A 21,281-nucleotide genomic window follows, 5' to 3' on the forward strand; every position below is an offset into this window, starting at 1 on the left:
TATTGCCCGGGGCTAAGGATCAGAACGGGCGCCGCGACTGCGGCGCCCGGATTAATTCACCATTTCTCAACTTGCGGAACGTCGACACCCGTTGCCGCGATGGTGATTTTCCCATCTTTGACGGTGCCCACATTCACTTTGAGGCCTTCCAATGGGAACGGTGCTTCTGGCGTAAAGGACAAGGTCGGCAGGAACCCATGGGTTTCTTCGGTGGTGATCGGTTTGGCAAAAAGCGCCTCACGTACCATCTCTCCGGTCAGGCCCTCGGCGCCGTTCGCCTCGATCGCGTGATCGATCACGGTCACGGTATAGAGACCCTGAGATACGCCCATTGCGGTCACGACGTTCCAAGGTGCTTCGAGTCCGTAATCGGCAACCAATGTCTCGTAGAATTGTCGCGCGGGAGTGTCCTCATCGGCCGCAATCGCCATGCCGTAGGCTTCAAAGTCCCCCTCCATTTGCTCAAGCCCGCCAAGCGCGCCACCCGAGGCTGGAAGCCCGTTATGCGAACTCATCATGATCGGGATGTTCGCCCCGTTGGCCTGCAGCCCACGTTTCGCGGCAACCACGATAGAGGTGTTAGTTTGGATTACCAGCGCCTCGGCCCCGGCTCGTACAACGCGGCGCATTTGCCCCGTCAGATCGGTGGGTTGAACTTCGGTATAGATGACCTCGACGAGGTCGATCTCCTCGGGGTGCTCTTCGGCATAGAGTTCAAGGCCCTTTGCCATGTCGACATAGGCAGGCGATGCTTCGGAGGCGAGGATCGCAACCTTGAGCGGTTCGTCTCCTCCGCGCTGTTCACGCATCCAGTTCAGAAAGCCGACACTTTCGTGCGAATAGGTCGGGCGTGGGTTGAAAATCCAGGCATCCGGTTGCCAGGCAAAACCGTAGGCCGCTGTGGCCATGAACATCGGGATTTTGTCTTCCGGCAGGCGTTCGGAAAGGGCCGCGACGTCAGGCCCGCCGAGGCCGACAACCGCAATCGGGTCCAGTTCCGATTTGATCCCGGGCCAGAGACTTGCCACCTGTGCCGCGTCATAGCGGGTTTCGTAGTTTTTGTAGTTCAGCGTGACGCCAAGTTCCTTGCCGCGGGTTTCATTCCACCAGGTGAACACAGCTTCGCGTCCGCCTGCCAGGATGGGCATGATGTCAGCATAAGGGCCGGAAAAGTCCGACAGCAGGGCGAGATTATAGGTCTCTTCGGCCTGCGCCTTCAAAGGCATGGTCGCCGCGGCCGCCAAGGCAGCCGCTGCCAGTAAGCCGCGAAGACCTCGATTCGATTGGTAAGTCATATTCTTCCTCCCAGGTTTAGAGCCGCTCTATTTCTCAGTAAGGAAACGGCCAGATACGGTATGACGACTTCAGGATGTTCCAGCGGTGCATCAGCCCCTTGGGTTCGAGGATCATAAACAATGCGATCACGCCGCCAAGAACGACATTCATGCCAGCGAACACGATGTCACCGCCAAGGAATGATACCGAGTCGGCGATATTGGGGCCGACCGTCGCGATAATTTCCTGGATGATGCGGATAATGAAGACGCCGATCAGGGCCCCCACGATTGAACCCATCCCGCCGACGATGATCATCGCGACGAAGAAGATCGAGTGAAACAGGGTGAACTGGTCTACCCCCACGAAGCGGATCAGATAGGCCCAAAGCGCCCCGCCGACGCCCGCATAGAAAGCGCCGATCAGGAAGGCATTTGCCTTTGTGGCCGCGACATTGATCCCCATTATACCCGCGGCCACGTCATCATCCCTGACCGCCACGAAGGCACGGCCGAAGCGTGACCGAACGATCCCGAACGCGCCCGCCACCATGATCGCGGTCACGGCGAAATTCAGATAGAACTGCGAAGATTCGCTGACAAATCGCAGCCCGAAAAGCTCGGCCGGGGGCACGGTGATACCGTTCGACCCACCCAGCCAGGTTGACGGCAGGTTCAATACGGCAAAGTGGAACAGGAACTGAGCTGCAATCGTGGTCAGTGCCAGATAGAACCCCTTGATCCGCGCCGCGGTCAAGCCAAAGAGAAAGCCGAACAGCGCAGCCGAGAGCCCGGCCAGAGGAATGGTCAGCAGAAACGTAAGGCCGGTCTTCGAGGCCAGTATCGAGGCCGTATAGGCGCCGACCCCCATGAACGCCGCCTGACCCAGGTTGATCTGGCCCGCATAGCCGGTGCAGATCTGAAGCCCGACGGCGATGACGGCGCTGATCATCATCATATTCAGGATAGCGATGATACGGCTGCTCACCAGGTAAGGCGCCAACAGCAGTAGAGCCATGAATACGACGAGGGCCAGAAACTGCCAGCGCGTTCGGATCAAACGTCTGTCACTGCGATAGCTTGTCGGGAATACGCCAGAAGGATCCATGGATTACACCCGTTCGATTGTGCGCCAGCCGAACAGGCCGGTCGGCCGGATCAGCAGAATGGCAAGCATTATGATATATGGAACGACACTGCCGAGCGAGCCACCGATCAACGGATCAAGGTAGTTGGTGGTCAAGCTCTGCGCGATGCCGATGATTATTCCTGCCAAGATAAGCCCGCCGATGGATTCCAGCCCGGCAAAGAGCGCCACCGGCAGGGCCGCGAACCCGATATCCGAGGCCAGGAAGGTCAGCGATTTGCCGCTGAGAAAGATCATCGCACCAATTGTGGACAGGATTGCCCCGAGAACCCAGGCAACGGCAATCGAGCCTTTCACCGAAATGCCCATCGAGGAAGCTACGACGTGGTCCTCCGCCACAGCGGTCATACGGAGGCCGGACCGGGTCCGGTTGAAGAACCACGACAGGCCGACGGCCGCGACAATGGTGATGATCCCACCTATCAGGAGGTTCATCGGGATCAACATATCGCCGAGGAACAAGGGTTTCAGCGGAAAAATGATCGGGAAGGGTCTTACCGCGGGACCGAACACAAGCAGCACCAAACCGCGCAGCAGGATCAAAAGGCCGACGGTGACCATGACCATCGAGAAAACCGATTCACCGATCAGCTTTGTCAGGAAAATCCGTTCGATTGCGTACCCGACCAGCCCGGCCAGAACCAGCGAAAGGGGTATCGACAACCAAAGGCTAAGCCCCGCTTGCATCGTTGTGAACCAGACGATGAACCCGCCGATGATCACAAGCTCGCCCTGCGCGAAGTTGAACACCTTGCTGGCGCGGTAAATCACAACAAAGCCCATGGCCACCAGCGAATACAGAAGGCCGATCAAAGCCCCGGTAATGATGTCATTGATGAAATAGACCATTGTCGCCGACCTCCTTTAAGATTTGGACTGCCGCTTGGCAGCCTTCGATGCGTTTTCAACATCCGACACGCGAACCGTGGTCTTGAGAACGCCTTGACGGCCGTCCTGATAGGTCACAGCGATTTCGAGATCTGTCTCGTCATCGCCAGCATAGATCGCCTCGACGAGCTTGGCATACCGTTCCTCCAGAAAGGCCCGGCGAAGCTTTCGGCTGCGGGTCAACTCGCCTTCATCCGGGTCGAGTTCCTTGGGAAAATTCGCAAAACGTGCCACGCGCGAGCCTTCGGGCAGGAGCGCATTGATGCGCGCCACTTCGCCTTTGATAAGGTCCAGAACTTCGGGTTTCTGCGAGAGATCGGTGTAGGTCGAAAAGCTGATCTTGTTCTCTTCCGCCCAACGCCCGAGAACTTCCATATCGATATTGATAAGCGCGCTGACGAAGCTCCGGGTTTCGTCGCCCAAGGTCATGAGATCCTTGATGAAGGGGCTATACCGCAACCGCGTTTCGATGAATTGCGGCGGATAGCTGTGCCCATTTGCCAGGCGGCGCATATCCTTGACACGGTCAAAGAACAAAAGCTCGCCGTCGTCGGTCATCGACACCGCGTCACCGGTCTTGTACCAACCGTCTTCGGTCAATTCCTCTGCGGTCTTTTCGGGCTTGCCGTGATAGCCACCGAAGCCCGATCCGCCACGCACCTGAAGCTCCCCTTCGTCCGAGACCCTGTATTCCAGCGGTTCGCCGTAGTTCGTGTTGCTTTGCATCCAGCTGCCGCTGGTTTCCAGCTGATAGCTTTCGCCGACATGCGCGGTCAGAAGGCCGATTTCGGTCGCGCCATACACGTTGCGCAGCTTAACCCCCATCGCGTGGAACATACGAAAGACGTCAGGTGCCATCAGGGCGCCGCCGCTCATTGCGTTTTTGGCCTTACCAAGGCCAAGATTGTCGCGCAGGTGATGCAGCACCAGAGCTTCGGCAAAGGGAAGCTGCAGGCGTGCGGCAAGGCTGGGGCTACGCCCCTCCAGCCGTTCCACATAAACGTCGTGGCCGACCTTCATGCCCCAGTTGTACATCGCATTGCGGATTTTGCCCGCCCCCAGCATCCGGGCCTGAACGATGGAGGCGAGATTTTCCCACTGGCGCGGGCTGAACACCAGTGCGTCGACCGCCAGTTCGCGAATGTTGGTCAGTACGTCTTCAGGGCCTTCGGGGAAATTGACGACCATGGGCGCGATCAAACCGATCGACAGGCCGAAAATCTGTTCCGTGACCCAGGCCGGCGAAATGTAGGTCAGGTATTCGGTGCCCGGCGCGATTTCGATTGCCCCCATCACCCGCGAGCAATTGTCGAACAGGTAGCGATGGCTGATGACAACGCCCTTGGGTTTTCCCGTGGTACCCGAGGTATAGGACAGCAAGGCGGTATCGTCCGCCCGTCCACGTTTTACGTGTTCTTCAAATCTGGCGGGTTCCTTGGCGTGGATCTGACGCCCTGCCGCGCTCACACTTTCAAACGAATGCAACAGGGGATGATCATAGCCCCACAGACCGGAATCGTCCCAGTAAACGACCGCCAGGGCGCCCGAGTACTTGCCCGCAATCTCGATGCATTTATCGACCTGCTCCTGATCCTGCGCCAGAAAAATCCGCGTTTGCGAGTCTTCGGCCAGATACAGAATCTCTTCAGCGTTTTGATCCGGATAGACAGACAGGACTTTGCCGCCTAACGACTGGACGGCGTATTCAGCCCAGAAATGTTCGGGTTCGTTTTCGCCAATCATCATGACGGATTCGCCAGCCGACAAGCCCAGGTTCTCCAACCCGAGAGCCAGGGCGCGAACCCTGTCAAGAACATCGGCCCAGGTGAATTCACGCCAGATGCCCAGGCGCTTGTGCCGTTCGGCGAGGTTGGTCGGTGTGGATGTCGCTCGCGCGAGCAAAACCTGCGGCAGGGTTTCGCTATGTGTCACTGCTGGGTCCGAAAAGACCATTGCTGTCCGTTGTTTGACCATGCCGCTACCCCAGATATGCCTTTATGACAGCCGGGTCCTTCTGGATTTCTTCCGGGGTGCCTTCGGCGATGACCCGCCCGAAATCCAGCACCACGATCCGGTCGGCAAGGTCCATCACGACGCCCATGTCGTGCTCCACCAGAACTACCGGAATCTTGCGCGCCTCGCGCACATCGAGAATGAAGCGCGCCAGGTCTTCTTTTTCCTCCGAGTTCATGCCGGCCATCGGTTCATCCATCAGCAGGATCGACGGTTCCTGCGCCAATGCACGGCCCAGATCGACACGCTTGCGCAACCCATACCCCAACGTGCCCACGGGCCGGTTGCGGATTGCCTCGATCTCGAGAAAATCGATGATCTCCTCTGCGGCTTCACGATGTTCCGATTCCTCGCGCATCACGGGACCGAACTGGAAAAAGGCCTGGACTACATTCGATTTCATCAGCATGTGGCGGCCGATCATAATGTTTTCCACCACCGTCTGCCCGGCAAAAAGATGGGTGCCCTGAAACGTCCGCGCCAGACCGCGCCGGGCGATCTGGTCAACACGCAGGCCGGTCACGTCCTGCCCGGACAATTCGACACGGCCCTTCTGCGGACGGTAGAAGCCCGCAGTCACGTTCAGAAGTGATGTTTTTCCGGCTCCGTTCGGTCCGATAATTGCAAGCAATTCATCGTCGGCCACAGAAATGCTCACATCGTCGAGCGCGGTCACACCGCCAAATTTCAAAGTTGCACCACGCACCGCAAGCGGTGAGGATACGTGCCCGTTATTCGTGGTCATGTTGCGGCCCGTGCTTTTGCCCCACACCTCATGGAGGCGCGCATAGCCTGACCGCACGGTTTTTCGTTGGTTACGAGTTTTCCTCGCATTGTTCCTCCTCCCACCTCTAAATTCAGAGGTTTGCCTGGTTTATTTACCAAGTTTCTCCGCCATTCCTAACAGATGTTAGAAAATTTGGTCAACAATTGAATTCGCTACCGAAGAAAAACGATCAGACAGCCGCGTACTCTGCGGAAAAGCTTCGAAGACCGTTTTGATCCTGACACCAGACTGTCCCGGAGGTGCCGGTCTCTTCATTGTGCAGTTGCAATTCGCAGGGCAGGGTGAGTGGCGCGAGTCCGCGAAAAGAAAACCGGTGAGGCGATGTTTTCAACGCATCCGCCGCCAGATTCAGAAGTAGCGTGGCTTGCAAGGGGCCATGGACAACAAGCCCGGAATAGGCTTCGGTTTCGGTGGCGTAGATGTGGTCATAGTGAATGCGATGGGCATTGAACGTCAGCGCCGAATAGCTAAACAGCAGAACAGGATCCGGTGTCAGGGTCGATCTGAGCGTGGTGGGGTCACCCGCGTCAGGTGCGCTCTCGCCCGTGCGGGGGGCGGAAATCTCACGATAAACGATCGTTTGCTGCTCCCGGATACAAAGCCGGTTGCCACTCAGATACTCATGTTCGACGGTCACAAAGACCAATGGTCCACTACGGCCCTGCTTGGCCACAATATCCCTGATCGAAGAGCGTCGGGTGATGGTTTCGCCGATTTTCAGCGGCGCGATATGCGTAACATCGCCGCCAGCCCACATGCGGGCGGGCAGCGGAACAGGGGGCAGAAATCCACCCCTCGCGGCATGGCCGTCTTCTGACAGGGCGGTCGCTGGCACGGTATCAAGGGCAAGGCACCAATGAATTCCCAGCGGGACATCGCCCGCTCCATCCCAAAGATGCGGACCGAGCGTGGCGCGGAATTTGTCGATCAGCCCGTGCGTCAGAACATCTTCCTTAGTCTCGGTGCGTCCCAGCCAGGGCGCCAGCGCGTCAAGGTCGATCTCACCCATAATCCTAGCCTTCAGAACGATCTTGGCATGCCGAGGATATGTTCTCCGACATATGACAGGATCAGGTTGGTCGAGATCGGGGCGACCTGATAGAGGCGCGCCTCGCGGAACTTGCGCTCGACATCGTATTCCCGTGCGAAACCGAAGCCGCCATGGGTCTGAATGCAGGCATTGGCCGCTTCCCAGCTGGCCTCCGAAGCCAGCAGCTTAGCCATATTCGCCTGTGCTCCGCAATCCAGCCCAGCATCGAACCGCCTGCAGGCTTCAAAGCGCATCAGATTGGCGGCCTCGATGTTCACATAAGACCTGGCGATAGGGAATTGCACGCCTTGGTTCTGGCCGATGGGACGGTCAAAGACCACGCGGTCACCGGCATAGGCGCGGGCTTTGTCGACGAACCAGTATCCATCACCGATACATTCCGCCGCAATCAGGGTCCGTTCGGCGTTCAACCCGTCAAGAATATGGTAAAACCCGCGCCCCTCGGTGCCGATCAGGTTCTCGGCGGGGATTTCCAGGTTGTCGAAAAACACTTCATTGGTTTCGTGGCCGGGCATATTGGCGATGGGGCGGACCTCCATCCCGTTGCCGATAGCCTCTTTCAGATCGACCATAAAGATCGACAGGCCCTGCGACTTTTTCTTGACCTCGCTCAGCGGCGTGGTGCGTGCCAGCAGGATCATCAGGTCGGAATGCTGGATACGGCTGATCCAGACCTTCTGGCCATTGATCTCATACCGGTCACCTTTCTTGACCGCGGTGGTCTTCAGTTTGGTGGTGTCGGTCCCGGTTGTCGGTTCGGTCACGGCCATGGATTGCAGGCGCAACGCGCCGCTGGCGATGCCGGGCAGGTATTTCTGCTTTTGCTCATCCGAACCATGCCGCAGCAGCGTGCCCATGTTATACATCTGCCCGTGGCAATGGCCCGCGTTTCCGCCGCAGCGGTTCACCTCCTCCATGATGATCGAGGCTTCGGTCAACCCCAGACCCGAGCCACCGTATTCCTCTGGGATCATCGCGGCAAGCCAGCCCTCGCGGGTCAGCGCATCGACGAATTCCTCGGGGTAGGTTTCGTCTTCGCCGAACTTGCGATGATACTCTGGCGGAAACTGCGCGCAAAGTGCGCGCAAGGCGTCGCGCAGATCGGTGTGAGTGTCTGGGGCTGACGTCTGCATCGGTTACTTCGCTCCCGGACCCGACGTTTCAAGAATTTCCTGCTCGGCACGCTGCCAAAGCTCATAGGAAATCGGGTTTTCGCTCTCTTCGAGGATATGACCGACCAGACCGATGGCGCGTGCCATGACGCCAAAGCCCCGCACGATCTTCCAGGGGAAGCCAAATTCACAGCAGATCGCTCCGATCGCCCCGGTGGCGTTGATCGGCAGCATCTTACCCGATTTTTCTTCGGCAACGGCCTGAATTTTCTGGATCAACTCGATGTATTCACCGGACTTGCCGTTCTCGGCAGCGATCTGGAACAGGCGAGGTGTGCGCGGATCGACCGGCTTGTGCACCGGATGGCCCAGCCCCGGCACGATCATCTTGCGGGCGCGGAATTTTTCCACCGTCTCGACGGCCAGCGCATCCAGATCGACACCGGTGCCCAACTTGTCCTGTGGCAGTGCCTCGTAAAGCATCTTCGAGGCACCCTCCATAGAACCGACAAAGACGGTGCCCAGCCCGCACAAGCCAGCCGCCACAGCCGCCTGAAGCGATTCCGGCGCCCCCATATAGGTCATCCGCGCCGCCAGGGCCGAGGGCGTGATACCATGTTCGACCAAGGTAATGACGATAGCGTTAAAGACGCGGCTTTCCTCGGGCGTGGCCTTGCGACCCGTCAACTGCAGAAACGCCAGATCGCCGAGGTTCATGTGGCCCAGGATCTCGTTGGGCAGATCGAGCCCACGCACGCTGATCTTGTCAGAGGTGCTCCAGGCAATGTCGGAGCTGATTTTTTCTTTGCGTTTTCCCATCAAACCGGATCCCACGAAAAGACATCCGCCGAAACTTCGAGCGGCGTGAACTGTGATTTGAGCGCGGGAATGGCGCGCTCGGCGATTTCATCGGCGGTCCAGCCATCATCGGAATGAACCGACCGCACCGGGCGGGGCTGGTTGAACAGGAAGATCTCGTTCTTGCGAACCGCAAAGATTTGTCCTGACACGTCAGCCGCGCGGTCGCTCATCAGGAAACAGGCCATCGGTGCAACCTTGGCCGGTGTCATCTCCTTGATCTTTTCGACCCGTGCCACCTGTTCCGGGGTGTCTGTCTTGATAGACGAGATCATCCGGCTCCAGGCGAAGGGCGCGATGCAGTTTGACCGCACGTTCCAGCGTTTCAGGTCGAGCGCTACCGATTTCGAGAAGGCCGCGATGCCCAGCTTTGCCGCCGAATAATTCGCCTGCGCCAGATTGCCGATCAGCCCCGAGGTCGAGGTCATGTGCACCAGAGCACCGCCCTCTTGCTCGCGGAAATAATCGGCCGCCGCGCGGCTGGTGTTGAAGGCGCCATAGAGATGGACCTTCACCACCGCGTCGAAATCCTCGTAGGTCATTTTGTGGAAGAACCCGTCGCGCAGGATGCCGGCGTTGTTCACCACCGCGTCGATGCGGCCGAATTCCTTGACACCCGCCTCGATCATCGCGCGCGCGGCGTCCGGATCGGTGACGTTGCCGCCATCGGCGATCGCATCGCCGCCCGCCGCCTTGATCTCTTCGACGACTTTCTGCGCCGCAGTTTCTGTCTGACCGGTGCCTTTCAGGGATGCGCCCAGATCATTGACCACCACGGCGGCGCCTTCTGCGGCTGCCATCAAGGCGATATCACGCCCGATCCCACCGCCGGCCCCGGTGACCAGAACGACCTTTCCGTCAAGTGCTTTTGTCATCTTCTTGCTCCCTCAGCGTGACTTGCGGTATTTGTCCAACCCGCCGGTGTGCATGACCCGGCCCATGAGCGGCACACCGATGATCTCTTCTGCTTTGACCGCCGCTGCGATCAGCTTGTCCAGATCAATGCCGGTTTCGATGCCGAGCTCGTGACACAGGAACACTGAATCCTCGGTGCAGACATTTCCTGCGGCGCGCGCGTGGCCGTGGCCCGCGAAAGGACAGCCGCCAAGACCGGCGACGGAGCTTTCGAACATGTCCACGCCCATCGACAGGGCCGCATAAACGTTGGCGATCCCCAGCCCACGTGTGTCATGGATGTGCATACCGATGCGCGCCTCGGGCGCCAATTCGCGCAGGGCGCCGATCATCCGTTTGACCGCCTCGGGGTTTCCCCAACCCATGGTGTCGGCGACCACGAGGATCGGCACGGGGATGTTCTCTTCTTCGCATAGCTGAAGGATAAAGCGGAAATCGTCCAAGATGCGTTCTTGGGGGATGGGGCCCTCGAGGTTGCAGCCGAAGGCGGTCATCACATAGGCCGCGTCGACGGTATATCCCTCTTCCTTGTAAAGACGGACCCAGTCACGTTGTTTTTCCCGCATCTCGGCCGAGGAACAATTGTTGTTCGATTGGGCGAATGCTTCGGAAGGATAGAACAGCAGACGCGGGTCGATATCGACCTCATGCGCGGTCAGGGCCTTGCGAAACCCTTTGTCGTTCAGCCACAGCGATGTGTAGTTCACGCCCGGTTTGCGCTTGATACGCTGGAACAACTCGCCGGTGTCCGCCATCTGAGGAACGTATTTCGGGCTGACAAAGCTGCCGACCTGAATGCGTTTCAAGCCGGTTTCGCTGAGCATGTCGATCAGTTCGATCCGCTCTTCGATCGGGTAAATCTTCTTTTCGATCTGAAAACCCTCACGCGGGCCTTCTTCACGAAATTCTACGAATTTGGGAAAGTCGCTCATTTCATCACTCCTCGGATGGCAGGATCTCGGCGATGACCTGGCCGCGATCGACCATGTCCCCATTCGAGACGGATATATTGCTGGCGATCCCGGCCGCGGCCGCCCGGATCGAGATTTCGAGTTTCATGGATTCCATGACCGCGACCACGTCGCCTTCGGCCACGCTCTGACCATCGGAGACCTTGATTTCGACAATCATGCCGGTCAGCGGAGAGGTCACGGCGCGATCCGCCGCGGCATTGTCGCCGGCAAAGGCAAGGGGCGCGGCGGGCCGAAATACCAGGCGGCCTTCGGGCGTATCCAGTTCGATCACGCCCGCGTGCAGGCGCGCGTCGATCAGATGGACGGTGTCGCCTTCGCCGACACGCCAACGGCCCGGGGTCAGTTCACGTGCCGACAGTATCAGCGCCTCGCCTTTCTCCGAATGGATGGTGTACTTGGCACCCGGTTTGACAGGACTGACGCGCAGTTCTTCGGATACCTCGTCAGAATCGGTAAGCGTCACGCGCTGCCCCGCTTCAATCGCATCGCCGCCCAGTCCAAGCCGCCAGCCGGTAAAGGCATCACGGTTGGTCCAGGGATTGGCGTTTGTGTCGCTGCGCGACTGGGTCACGAAGAGAATGGCAGCGGTCGCCTTCCACAGATCGGGGCGGGTCAGGCCGGGTGCCTGTGTCAGCTCATCCAGCCTGCCGTCGATCCAGCGGGTATGCACCTGCATCCGTTCGAATTCATGGTTTCGCGCCAGCGCCGTTAGAAAGGCGCGATTGGTCTCGACACCTTCGACCGCGACATGATCAAGCGCCGTGGCCAGACGTGCCAATGCGGTTTCCCGGTCGGGCGCGTGCACGATCAGCTTGGCGATCATCGGGTCGTAGTAGGGCGTGACGGCATCGCCTTCTTCGACGCCGCTGTCGATGCGCAGGCCCGATGGCAGGCTGAGCGTGGAGAGCGTGCCCGTCGACGGGGCGAATTGCATCGCCGGATCTTCGGCGTAAAGCCGCGCCTCGACCGCGTGGCCGTTGATCGTCAGATCGTCCTGCACCAGTCCAAGGCCCGCGCCTTCGGCAATCCGCAGGTGAAGCGCGACAAGGTCCAGCCCGGTGATCGCTTCGGTGACGGGATGTTCCACCTGAATGCGCGGGTTCACCTCAAGGAAGAAATACTCGCCACCCGCGACCAGAAATTCGACCGTGCCCAGCCCGCGATAGTCCAGCGTTTCGCCCAAGCGCACCGCGTCGCGTGCGATGTCGTCCAGAAGCGTTCGGGGCAGACCCCAGGCCGGGGCTTCCTCGATGACCTTCTGGTGGCGGCGCTGAAGCGTGCAATCGCGTTCGAACAGATGCACCACATGGCCTTTGCCGTCACCTGCGATCTGCACTTCAACATGGCGCGCCTCGGGCAGGAAACGCTCCAACAGCAGCCCTTCGGAGCCGAAGGTGGATTTTGCTTCGCGCAGCGCGCCTTCGATGTCCTCGACCAGCGTGGTTTCGTCAGTGACGAGCCGTTGTCCGCGCCCACCACCGCCGCCGACCGCCTTGAGCAGCACCGGCAGGCCCATTTGGCGCACCTCCTCGGCAATCTGCTCGGGATCGGACCGCGCACCTTCGGCGCCCGAAATCACCGGGACGCTGGCCGCCACGGCGGCCTCTTTGGCGCTGGCCTTGTCGCCGAAACGTTCAAGCGTTTCAGGCGTCGGCCCCATGAAGATCATGCCGGCGGCTTCGACCGAACGAGCAAAATCGGGGTTTTCGGCCAGAAAGCCATAACCGGGATGGATCGCATCCGCGCCCACTGATTGCGCAGCGGCAATCACCGCGTCGATTTTCAGATAGCTCTCGGATGCAGGTCCGGCGCCGATACAGACAGATTTGCCAATCTCGCGGACATGCAGGGCATTGGCGTCGGCCTGCGAATGCACGCCGACGGGAATGATACCGCTGGCCCGCGCAGTGCGCGCGATCCGGCAGGCAATTTCGCCGCGGTTGGCGATCAGAAGCGTCTTGATTTTCACGGTTCGCTCCTCACATCCTGAACACGCCGAATTTGGTATCGACCTTGGGTCTGCGCGATGTCACATCCAGCATCAGCGCCATGACATCACGGGTCTCACAGGGCTCGATCACGCTGTCGATCCAAAGGTTGGAAGCAAAATTATAGGCTCCCTGAAAATCTTCGTATTCCTTGCGGATCGGTGCCTTGAAGGCTTCCTCCTCCTCGGGGGTCCAGCTTTTGCCTTCGCGTTCGTTGATCTGCGCGCGGACCTGAGCCAGCACGCTGGCGGCCTGTTCCGGCCCCATGATCGCCGACCGTCCCGTCGGCCAGGCAAACATTGCGTCCGGCTGGAACGGGCGGCCCAGCATGGCCAGGTATCCCGCCCCATAGGAGCCGCCGGTGATAATGGTGAATTTCGGCACCCGGGCCGAAGACATGGCCGTGATCATCTTGGCGCCAGCCTTGGCAATGCCCATCTGCTCGACCTCGCGGCCCACCATGAAGCCGTTCACATCGGCCAGGAACAGCAGCGGAATATCACGCTGGACGCAGAGATTGATGAAATGCGTGGCCTTCAGTGCGGCTTCGACGAAAAGCACGCCTGTATTTGCGAGAATACCGACCTCGTGGCCGTGGATGCGGCCCCAGCCGGTCATGATCGTGTCGCCATAAAGCGGTTTGAATTCGTGAAAATCGCTCTCATCGACCAACCGAGCCACGATTTCGCGGTTGTCGGTCGGCACCTTGGGGTCGCGGCTGATGAGTCCATAAATCTCTTCGACCGGGTAGGCGGGCGCACGGGGCGTTTCGGGCGTCTTGCGGGGTTGGGGTTTTTCGCCAAGATGGCTGACAATTTCGCGCGTGATGGCCAGAGCGTGGGCGTCATCTTCGGCCAAATGGTCTGTCACACCGGAGACGGACGAATGCATCTTGCCGCCACCCAGTTCTTCGGCTTCGACCTTTTCGCCGGTTGCGGCAAAGGTCAATTCCGGTCCGCCTAGATACATAAAGCCCTGACCGCGCACGATCACCACTTCGTCACAGAGCGCGGGGATATAGGCACCACCCGCGGTGCAGGGCCCCATGACCACGGCGATTTGCGGCACACCATCGCCAGACATGCCGATCTGTTGGTGAAAGATGGAGCCGAACTGGCCTTCGTCGGGGAAAAGGTTGGCCTGGTCGGGCAGGAAGGCACCGCCGGAGTCCACGAGGGTGATGACGGGCAGGCGGTTTTTCCAGGCAATTTTCTGTGCCCGGACGTGTTTGCGGCAGGTGATCCCGAAATAGGTGCCGCCCTTTACGGTGGCATCATTGGCGATGATCATGCACTGACGGCCTTCGATCACGCCAATACCGGTGATGATGCCGGCGCCGGGTGGAACTCCCTTGTGCATATTCAGTCCGGCCAACTCGCCGAGTTCCAGAAATGGTGTGCCCGGGTCGATCAGTCGTTCGATCCGTTCGCGCGGCAGGATTTTGCCTTTGTCCACATGACGTTTGCGCGCCATTTCGGGGCCGCCGACGCGCTGTAAGAGCCGGAGGGCATGTAGTTCATCGACCTTTTCGCGGTAAGACACGTCGTTGGCGCGGAAGTCGTCCGACGCGGTGTCGAGAAGGGATTTCATTCTAGTCATGGCAGGTCTGGATATTTCCTGAGAACGAAGGCGACCTTGGCGGCGCCAGGTTTTTCGAAAGTGTCGGCCGCAACCAGGTGAACGTCGGCCTTGAAGACCAAGGATTCGCGCAGGCGCTGCTCGATTTTCTTTTTGAGGGTGACGTCATCGGCCGGATCGCGATTGGGGCCGCGTTCGACAATCACCGTCAGCGCGCCCTGCGTGGTGTGGCCCTCGAAATCGGCCACGATGCGCATGACGCCATTGGTGTCCGGCACCATTTCGGTAATGACGCTGTTGATCGCCGACGGGAAGACATTGGCCCCCCGGACGATCAGCATGTCGTCGGTCCGGCCGGTACAGCGGATCTTCGGCCCGGTGCGGCCGCAGGAGCATTCGGTATCGATCACTTCGATATAATCGCCTGACCGGAACCGCACGAGCGGGCTCGCCTGGCGGCCGAGCGCGGTATAGACCATCTCGCCCTCGGCACCTTTTTCCCAGGGGATGATTTCGCCGCTTTCGGGGTCGAGCAATTCGGTGATGATATAGTCCATGTTGACCATGTGCATACCCGACTGGGCGTCGCACTCGGCCCAGTATGTCACGCCCAGATCGGTGCCGCCCAGCATCTCGGTGCATTTCGCACCCCAGGCCTTTTCGATCTTTGCCCGAATTGCGGGAATGCCGCCGCCGGGTTCGCCGCCGACGATCACGCGCTCGATACCCAGTTCGCTGGCCTTGCATCCCAGCACCTCGGGAGCCTTTTCGGCCAGGTGCAGAACAAAGTTCGGAGCGCCGACCACGCAACGCGGCCGCGTGTCTGCGCAGGCGCGCAGCAGACGTTCTGCACCGCCATCCGCCCCCACCGGCACATCGATCGTGCCCATGTACTGCAATCCCTGCATCACCGGGATGCCGCCGACAAAGCCCTTGGCCAGCGAAAACGCGTGCAACACCATATCGCCCGGTCGCACCCCGTTGGCGAAGAAGCAGCGCGCCGTCATCTCGTGCCACATTTCGGCGTCGGATTCGGTCAGGGCCACATACGAGGGGCTGCCGGTGGTGCCCGACGAGGCCTGCATCTGGATGATGTCCGACATTGGTGCCGCGCGGTGCTTGCCGAAGGGCGGTTCCGCAGCAAGGCTTTCGCGGATCTCGGTCTTGTAGGTGTAAGGCAGCTTCTGCAGGTCTTCGATGCTGCGAATCTCGTCGAAATCGACACCGGCGTCGGCGAACTTTTCCTGATAGAAGGTCGAATTCGACTTGAGATAGGCCATCTGGTCACGCAGCCGCTCTTCCTGAATACGGCGCACCTCGTCGAGCGGCGTGCCCTCGATCGCGTGCCAGAAGCGATCATTTACCTTGTCGGCGGCATCCTCCCGCCGGAAGCGCATTCCAAATTGCATGTCGTTCTCCGTTCCAAGCCGTGGCGATCAATAGGATCGTGGCAGGCCCATGACCTTTTCGCCGATAAAGCTCAGGCACAGTTCGCGGTTCACCGGCGCTGTGCGCAGCAGGCGGACCAGCGGGTACATTTCGTAAAGTCCCGTATCTTCGGTAAAGCCCGATCCACCATGCGCCTGAAGCGCCGCGTCGACCGCTTCGATCCCGGCTTCGGCGGCGGCATATTTCGCCATGTTCGACGACGCACCGGCAGGCAGCTTGTTGTCGAACTCCCATGCCGCGCGCCGGGTCATCAGACTGGCCATCTCGACCGCTGTGTGCGCCTTGGCCATCGGATGCTGCACGCCCTGGTGCGCACCGATGGGTTGGCCGAACACATTGCGCTCGGAGGCATAGGCCACGCCCTTGTTCAGGGCGAACCGGCCGATGCCGCAGCACAAGGCGGCCAGGATGATACGCTCGGGGTTGAGGCTGTCGAACAGGATCGAGAACCCTTCGTCCACCTCGCCGACCACATCCTCGGGGCCGAGATCCACATCGTCGAAGAACAGTGTCCACTGCTCCTCGGGCAGGGGGATCGAGATCTTCACCCGCTGCTTGTCGACGCCTTTTTTCTTCAGATCCACGGCGAACAGGGTAAAGCCGTCGGTCTTGCGGCTGACCTCGGTATGCGGTTTGGTCCGCGCCACCACGAGGCAGTAGTCGGCCACTTCGGCCCCGGTGATGAAGGTCTTTTCGCCCGACAGGCTGAACCGGTTGCCTCGACGCTTGGCCAGCGTAGTGGCCTTCATCGTGTTAGACCCGGCCCCCGGTTCGGTGATCGCGAAACAGAACTGGATATCACCGCGGCAGGCAGCCGGCAGCAGTTCTTTCTTGTGGAACTCGCTCCCGTGGCTGGCGATATGGGCCAGCGACATGGTCGGCCCGACCACCATCATCAAAAGAGGAATGCCGTGATTGGCGGTGCCCTCCATGAACAGGGCCATTTCGGTCATACCAAGGCCCGCGCCGCCATATTCCTCGGGCACCATGATGCCGAGGAAGCCGTCATCGGCGATCTGGCGGAACATTTCGTGCGGAAACTCGTGCTTGCGTGCGTGTCTCAGCCAGTAATCGTTGTCGAACTTCTGCGCCAGCTGGCCGCCATAGTCGTAAATCTGGCGTTGTTCGTCGTTCAAAATGAAATCCATGCTTCGTCCTCAAGCCTTGAATTCGGGGGCGCGCCGGTTCTCGAATGCATCGAGGCCCTCGGCCACGTCATCGCTGGGCAGTGCGCGCACGGCGGCATCGCGCTCAAGCCGCATCTGCTGGTCGATACCAAGGTCCGCGCCTTCGCGCGCCAACCGCTTCATCTCGGCGATGCCGGGACGTGAACGGGTGGCGATTTTCTCGCAGTATTCCAGCGCAGACTTGTGCAGGTCCGCATCCGGCACGATGTAGTTGACCAATCCGGCCTCTTTGGCCTCGTCCGACTTGAGCCAGCGGGCCGAGAACATCAGGTCGAGCGCCCTGCGCTGCCCCATCAACCGTGTCAACCGCTGCGAGCCACCCCAACCGGGAATCAGCCCGAATTGCGCGTGCTGATCGCCAAACTGGGCGCTTTCGGCCGCGAAACACACATCGCATGCCAGCATCAGTTCGATCCCGCCGGCCAGACACAACCCCTGCACTGCCACCACGACAGGGAGGGAGGAGGTTTCGAGCGCACGCAGGTTGTTCATGCCAAAGGCGATGAAATGGTCCAGCGCGGCGGGATCGTTCAATTTACCTTTCACTTCCACCAGATCGGCACCGGTGCAAAAGTGCTTGCCCTGCGCCCGGATGAGGATCGCCCGAATAGCGGGGTTCGCCTCGAATTCCGCACGCGCGACAGAAATACGCTCATGCACCTCAAGTGACAGGCAATTGAATTTCTCGGGGCGGGCCAGTTCGATGATGCCGGTGTTGCCCTCGGAAGTGACGAGGATGGGGTCGCTCATTTCGAGGCTCCCTTCGCCTTCTTGTCATACTGCAGCGCCATGCGACCGACCTTCTCGCGGGCGATCACCAGCTTCTGGATCTGCGCGGTGCCGTCACCGATCTGCAAGCCGAGCACATCGTTGTAGCGCTGGTGGTGGGGCAGGTCGGTGGTGTAGCCGTAATGTCCGTGCAGGATCAGGCACTGGTGCAGGATCTCGCAGGCGGTTTTGGGCAGGTACCATTTGCACATGGCGGCCTGAGAGGTGTGGGGCAGGCCACGGTCGCGCAGGTCCAACGTGTAATAGCAAAGCTGGCGCATCATGGTCAGTTGGGTCTCGGCCTCGGCCAAGGGAAAGCTGACACCCTGATACTGCACGATCGGGGCTCCGAATGCCTCGCGCTCCTGAACGTAGGCCCAGGTTTCATCCACCGACGCTTGCGCGGCCCCCAGGCACTCCAGCCCGATCAGTGCGCGGGAATAGTCGAAGCCCGCCATGATCGTGCCAAAGGCATGGTCCTGTTCCGCCATCATGTTTTCAGCCGGCACGAAAACATCGTCAAAGAAAACCGAGCCGCGCCCGACAGGCTTGGTGCCGATGTCGTCAAAATGGGTGCGCTTGATGCCTTCCTGGTTCAGATCGACGAAAAAGGCGCTGACCCCGCGTGAGCCGCCATCAGGATCGCCGGTACGGGCAAAGACGACCGCCGCATCCGCCTGACTGGCAAAACTCATGGATGTCTTTTCACCGTTCAGCCGCCAGCCGTTGCCGGATTTCTCGGCCCTCAGAATCAGGTTCGCCGCATCCGAACCGCCGCGCGGCTCTGTCAGGCCCAGGCCAATGACCGCATCACCCGAAACAACCTTGGGCACCCATTCCGACGCGATGTCCTTGGAGGCATGTTTGGCAACCATTCCGCCCATGAGAGAGCCCAGAAGCTGCACGTAACTTGCGTTGAAATCGGCATAGGCGATCTCTTCGACGATCAGCCCTGACGTGACAGAGCTTTCGCCGAGACCCCCGAATTCCTCGGGCAGATCGGCCCCGATCAGCCCCAGTGCGCCCATCTCCTTGATCAGCGCACGGTCGAATGTATGGCCGCTGGCGCGTTCTTGATATGTGGGCGCAAGCCTTTCAGTTGCGAAGCGCTTTGCGGTCTCGCGAAACGCCTTCTGATCGTCTGTAGGCTGGAATTGCATCGGTGCTCCTCCCCATGAGCGAAAATCTTCTTTCCAAAAATCTAACAAATGTTAGAATGTAGATCAAGTGCAGTTTTGAGGAGGAGAACCAAAGTGAAAAATAGACCAGATGGAAGCTTTGAAACCATGCTCTCGCCCATCCGCGCAGGCCAGCATACATTGCGAAATCGTGTCATCATGGGGTCGATGCACACGCGGTTGGAAACCGAGCCTGACGGCATAGCCAAACAGATCGCGTTTTACGCCGAGCGTGCGCGGGGGGAGGCGGCGATTCTGGTCACCGGCGGGTTTTCGCCCAATGCCGAGGGCATATTCGATCCAGAAGGTCCGAGAATCGATGACCCGGAAGAAGCGCTTGACCTGCGCCCGATCTGCGAGGCGGTGCAGGCCGAAGGCAGCCTGGTCTGCGCGCAACTCCTCCACGCCGGGCGCTATGCCAAGATCGAAGGGTGTGTGGCCCCGTCGCCGATCCGCGCCCCGATCAACCGTTTCATCCCGCGTGAAATGACCGAAGCCGACATTCTCCGTACCATCGAGGATTTTGCCGTAGCGGCCGCCAATGCGCTGGCCGCAGGCTTTGATGGCGTCGAGATCATGGGGTCCGAGGGATACCTGATCAACGAATTCACCGTCACCCACACCAACAAGCGCCAAGACGACTGGGGCGGCAGCGCCGCGAACCGCCACCGATTCCCGGTCGAGATCGTGCGCGCGGTGCGCGAACGTTGCGGCCCCGACTTTCTGGTCATCTACCGGATTTCGGCGGCCGATCTGGTCGAGGGCGGCGCGCCCGCCGAAGAAATTGCCGCACTGGCCCGCAAGATCGAGGCTGCGGGTGCGGATATCCTGAACACCGGCATCGGCTGGCATGAGGCCCGCGTGCCGACGATCGCCTACCCGGTGCCGCGCGGTGCCTGGCGCAAGGCGGCAGCCAACGTCAAAGCGGCGGTGTCGATCCCGGTAGTCGCCTCGAACCGGATCAATACACCCCAGCTTGCAGAAGACATACTTGCCTCTGGCGATGCGGACATGATCTCGATGGCGCGCCCGTTTCTGGCCGATCCGCATTTCGTGAAAAAGACGCGCGAGGGCCGCGCAGACGAGATCAACACCTGCATTGCCTGCAACCAGGCCTGCCTGGATTTCATTTTTTCGGACCGGCCGGTCGGATGTCTGGTCAATCCAAGGGCCGGGCGTGAAACGGAATTCCGGGATACGCCAACCGACACGCCAAAGAAAGTGGCCGTCGTTGGCGGTGGTGCCGCGGGCATGGCCACAGCCGCCGAGGCGGCACGGCTGGGCCACGATGTCACCCTGTTCGAAGCGCAGGACAAATTGGGCGGTCAGCTGAATCTGGCCCGCGCCGCACCAGGCAAGGACGAATTCGACGAAACCCTGCGGTATTATGCCGGTCAGATGCAGAAACACGGGGTCACGCAGCGTCTGGGACAGCGGGCAGAGGCGAGCGATCTTGAGGGATTTGACCATGTGGTCATCGCCACCGGGGTCACGCCGCGCATTCCCGACCTGCCGGGTATCGACCATCCCAGCGTCGCGACCTACGCCGAAATTCTGTCCGGTGACCGCGAGGCGGGCGACCGTGTCGTGGTGATGGGGGCGGGGGGCATCGGTCATGATGTGGCCGAGTTCCTAGTGACCAAACCCGCCGAGACCGCGAATTCCGACGTCTTTTGCGAAACCTGGGGAGTGGACCCCGAGTTTGTCTCCTCGGGTGCCCTGGCGGGCGACCCTCTGGCACCGAAGCCGTCGCGCCGCAAGGTCGTCATGCTGCAGCGCAAGACCGCTAAACCGGGCGCGGGGCTTGGTGTTTCGACAGGGTGGATCCTGCGCAACGCGCTGCGCAAACATGGGGTCGAGGCAATGGGCGGGGTGACCTATGAACATATCGACGATGCGGGGCTGCACATCGTCGCGGACGGAAACCCGACGGTCATCGCAGCCGATACAATTGTGCTGTGCACCGGTCAGGAACCGGAACGGGCCCTGGCCAAAGAGGTTGTAGCGCGCGGCGTCCCGGTTACGATGATCGGCGGGGCAAAGGAGGCCGCCGAACTGGATGCGCTGCGCGCCATTGATGAGGGCGTGCGCCTGGCGCAGGATCTCTGAACCGA

17 protein-coding genes are annotated in these 21,281 nt (G+C 60.2%); 1 reads left to right on the forward strand and 16 read right to left on the reverse strand.

The annotated features are described in order from the left end of the window. Nucleotides 1-56: 56 nt before the first annotated feature. The 16 genes from ACGYLA_RS09890 to ACGYLA_RS09965 all read right to left on the reverse strand — a co-directional run bounded on the left by ACGYLA_RS09890 (nucleotide 57) and on the right by ACGYLA_RS09965 (nucleotide 19,149). On the reverse strand, nucleotides 57-1,295 hold the full coding sequence (locus tag ACGYLA_RS09890; RefSeq protein WP_051630972.1) for an ABC transporter substrate-binding protein: 1,239 nt from the start codon (nucleotides 1,293-1,295) through the stop codon (nucleotides 57-59). A 34-nt stretch (nucleotides 1,296-1,329) separates the two neighbouring features. After that, the gene (locus ACGYLA_RS09895; RefSeq protein WP_027264390.1) at nucleotides 1,330-2,382 is read right to left on the reverse strand and encodes a branched-chain amino acid ABC transporter permease; all 1,053 of its coding nucleotides are present in this window, start codon (nucleotides 2,380-2,382) and stop codon (nucleotides 1,330-1,332) included. Nucleotides 2,383-2,385: 3 nt separating this feature from the next. Then, complete coding sequence (locus tag ACGYLA_RS09900) at nucleotides 2,386-3,270, reverse strand: branched-chain amino acid ABC transporter permease (protein ID WP_028288586.1); 885 nt, start codon at nucleotides 3,268-3,270, stop codon at nucleotides 2,386-2,388. Nucleotides 3,271-3,285: 15 nt separating this feature from the next. Next, nucleotides 3,286-5,241, reverse strand: coding sequence for an AMP-binding protein (locus tag ACGYLA_RS09905; protein ID WP_233145719.1), 1,956 nt, complete (start codon nucleotides 5,239-5,241; stop codon nucleotides 3,286-3,288). Between the two features lie 46 nt (nucleotides 5,242-5,287). Continuing rightward, nucleotides 5,288-6,067, reverse strand: coding sequence for an ABC transporter ATP-binding protein (locus ACGYLA_RS09910; protein WP_028288584.1), 780 nt, complete (start codon nucleotides 6,065-6,067; stop codon nucleotides 5,288-5,290). A 211-nt stretch (nucleotides 6,068-6,278) separates the two neighbouring features. Next, nucleotides 6,279-7,118 carry a MaoC family dehydratase N-terminal domain-containing protein gene (locus ACGYLA_RS09915; RefSeq protein WP_152467124.1) on the reverse strand — a complete coding sequence of 280 codons (840 nt, stop codon included), beginning with the start codon at nucleotides 7,116-7,118 and terminating at the stop codon, nucleotides 6,279-6,281. 11 nt (nucleotides 7,119-7,129) lie between these two features. Continuing rightward, nucleotides 7,130-8,293, reverse strand: a complete 1,164-nt coding sequence (locus ACGYLA_RS09920) for an acyl-CoA dehydrogenase family protein (RefSeq protein WP_152467125.1) — start codon at nucleotides 8,291-8,293, stop codon at nucleotides 7,130-7,132. Nucleotides 8,294-8,296: 3 nt separating this feature from the next. Further along, nucleotides 8,297-9,091 carry a citryl-CoA lyase gene (locus tag ACGYLA_RS09925; protein WP_152467126.1) on the reverse strand — a complete coding sequence of 265 codons (795 nt, stop codon included), beginning with the start codon at nucleotides 9,089-9,091 and terminating at the stop codon, nucleotides 8,297-8,299. Next, the gene (locus ACGYLA_RS09930) at nucleotides 9,091-10,005 is read right to left on the reverse strand and encodes an SDR family NAD(P)-dependent oxidoreductase (RefSeq protein ID WP_152467127.1); all 915 of its coding nucleotides are present in this window, start codon (nucleotides 10,003-10,005) and stop codon (nucleotides 9,091-9,093) included. The genes ACGYLA_RS09925 and ACGYLA_RS09930 overlap by 1 nt, the downstream gene beginning before the upstream one ends. A 12-nt stretch (nucleotides 10,006-10,017) precedes the next feature. Then, nucleotides 10,018-10,977, reverse strand: a complete 960-nt coding sequence (locus tag ACGYLA_RS09935; protein ID WP_152467128.1) for a hydroxymethylglutaryl-CoA lyase — start codon at nucleotides 10,975-10,977, stop codon at nucleotides 10,018-10,020. A gap of 4 nt (nucleotides 10,978-10,981) precedes the next feature. Then, nucleotides 10,982-12,988 (reverse strand): biotin carboxylase N-terminal domain-containing protein, encoded by a 2,007-nt coding sequence (locus ACGYLA_RS09940; RefSeq protein ID WP_152467129.1) that lies wholly within the window; start codon nucleotides 12,986-12,988, stop codon nucleotides 10,982-10,984. A gap of 10 nt (nucleotides 12,989-12,998) precedes the next feature. Next, a complete protein-coding gene (locus tag ACGYLA_RS09945; protein WP_152467130.1) occupies nucleotides 12,999-14,606 on the reverse strand; it encodes an acyl-CoA carboxylase subunit beta in 1,608 nt (535 codons plus the stop codon). Then, nucleotides 14,603-15,994, reverse strand: a complete 1,392-nt coding sequence (locus ACGYLA_RS09950) for a phenylacetate--CoA ligase family protein (protein ID WP_136340197.1) — start codon at nucleotides 15,992-15,994, stop codon at nucleotides 14,603-14,605. The genes ACGYLA_RS09945 and ACGYLA_RS09950 overlap by 4 nt, the downstream gene beginning before the upstream one ends. 27 nt (nucleotides 15,995-16,021) lie before the next feature. Then, the gene (locus ACGYLA_RS09955) at nucleotides 16,022-17,182 is read right to left on the reverse strand and encodes an acyl-CoA dehydrogenase family protein (RefSeq protein WP_027264402.1); all 1,161 of its coding nucleotides are present in this window, start codon (nucleotides 17,180-17,182) and stop codon (nucleotides 16,022-16,024) included. 9 nt (nucleotides 17,183-17,191) lie between these two features. Continuing rightward, nucleotides 17,192-17,971 carry an enoyl-CoA hydratase/isomerase family protein gene (locus ACGYLA_RS09960; protein ID WP_027264403.1) on the reverse strand — a complete coding sequence of 260 codons (780 nt, stop codon included), beginning with the start codon at nucleotides 17,969-17,971 and terminating at the stop codon, nucleotides 17,192-17,194. Then, complete coding sequence (locus ACGYLA_RS09965) at nucleotides 17,968-19,149, reverse strand: acyl-CoA dehydrogenase family protein (RefSeq protein WP_043753664.1); 1,182 nt, start codon at nucleotides 19,147-19,149, stop codon at nucleotides 17,968-17,970. The genes ACGYLA_RS09960 and ACGYLA_RS09965 overlap by 4 nt, the downstream gene beginning before the upstream one ends. A 126-nt stretch (nucleotides 19,150-19,275) precedes the next feature. On the opposite strand from ACGYLA_RS09965, the gene ACGYLA_RS09970 reads away from it, so the two are divergent. Next, a complete protein-coding gene (locus ACGYLA_RS09970) occupies nucleotides 19,276-21,276 on the forward strand; it encodes an NADPH-dependent 2,4-dienoyl-CoA reductase (RefSeq protein ID WP_152467196.1) in 2,001 nt (666 codons plus the stop codon). Nucleotides 21,277-21,281 lie beyond the last annotated feature (5 nt).

The sequence above is a fragment of the Sulfitobacter sp. 1A13679 genome (genome assembly GCF_043557115.1).
GTDB classification, from domain to species: Bacteria; Pseudomonadota; Alphaproteobacteria; order Rhodobacterales; family Rhodobacteraceae; genus Sulfitobacter; species Sulfitobacter faviae.

Bases quoted from the DNA above. Each gene is read 5' to 3' on its own strand.
- ACGYLA_RS09890 (WP_051630972.1), bottom strand. From the start codon at position 1,295: ATGACTTACCAATCGAATCGAGGTCTTCGCGGCTTACTGGCAGCGGCT.
- ACGYLA_RS09895 (WP_027264390.1), bottom strand. From the start codon at position 2,382: ATGGATCCTTCTGGCGTATTCCCGACAAGCTATCGCAGTGACAGACGT.
- ACGYLA_RS09900 (WP_028288586.1), bottom strand. From the start codon at position 3,270: ATGGTCTATTTCATCAATGACATCATTACCGGGGCTTTGATCGGCCTT.
- ACGYLA_RS09910 (WP_028288584.1), bottom strand. From the start codon at position 6,067: ATGACCACGAATAACGGGCACGTATCCTCACCGCTTGCGGTGCGTGGT.
- ACGYLA_RS09915 (WP_152467124.1), bottom strand. From the start codon at position 7,118: ATGGGTGAGATCGACCTTGACGCGCTGGCGCCCTGGCTGGGACGCACC.
- ACGYLA_RS09920 (WP_152467125.1), bottom strand. From the start codon at position 8,293: ATGCAGACGTCAGCCCCAGACACTCACACCGATCTGCGCGACGCCTTG.
- ACGYLA_RS09925 (WP_152467126.1), bottom strand. From the start codon at position 9,091: ATGGGAAAACGCAAAGAAAAAATCAGCTCCGACATTGCCTGGAGCACC.
- ACGYLA_RS09930 (WP_152467127.1), bottom strand. From the start codon at position 10,005: ATGACAAAAGCACTTGACGGAAAGGTCGTTCTGGTCACCGGGGCCGGC.
- ACGYLA_RS09935 (WP_152467128.1), bottom strand. From the start codon at position 10,977: ATGAGCGACTTTCCCAAATTCGTAGAATTTCGTGAAGAAGGCCCGCGT.
- ACGYLA_RS09945 (WP_152467130.1), bottom strand. From the start codon at position 14,606: ATGACTAGAATGAAATCCCTTCTCGACACCGCGTCGGACGACTTCCGC.
- ACGYLA_RS09950 (WP_136340197.1), bottom strand. From the start codon at position 15,994: ATGCAATTTGGAATGCGCTTCCGGCGGGAGGATGCCGCCGACAAGGTA.
- ACGYLA_RS09955 (WP_027264402.1), bottom strand. From the start codon at position 17,182: ATGGATTTCATTTTGAACGACGAACAACGCCAGATTTACGACTATGGC.
- ACGYLA_RS09960 (WP_027264403.1), bottom strand. From the start codon at position 17,971: ATGAGCGACCCCATCCTCGTCACTTCCGAGGGCAACACCGGCATCATC.
- ACGYLA_RS09965 (WP_043753664.1), bottom strand. From the start codon at position 19,149: ATGCAATTCCAGCCTACAGACGATCAGAAGGCGTTTCGCGAGACCGCA.
- ACGYLA_RS09970 (WP_152467196.1), top strand. From the start codon at position 19,276: ATGCTCTCGCCCATCCGCGCAGGCCAGCATACATTGCGAAATCGTGTC.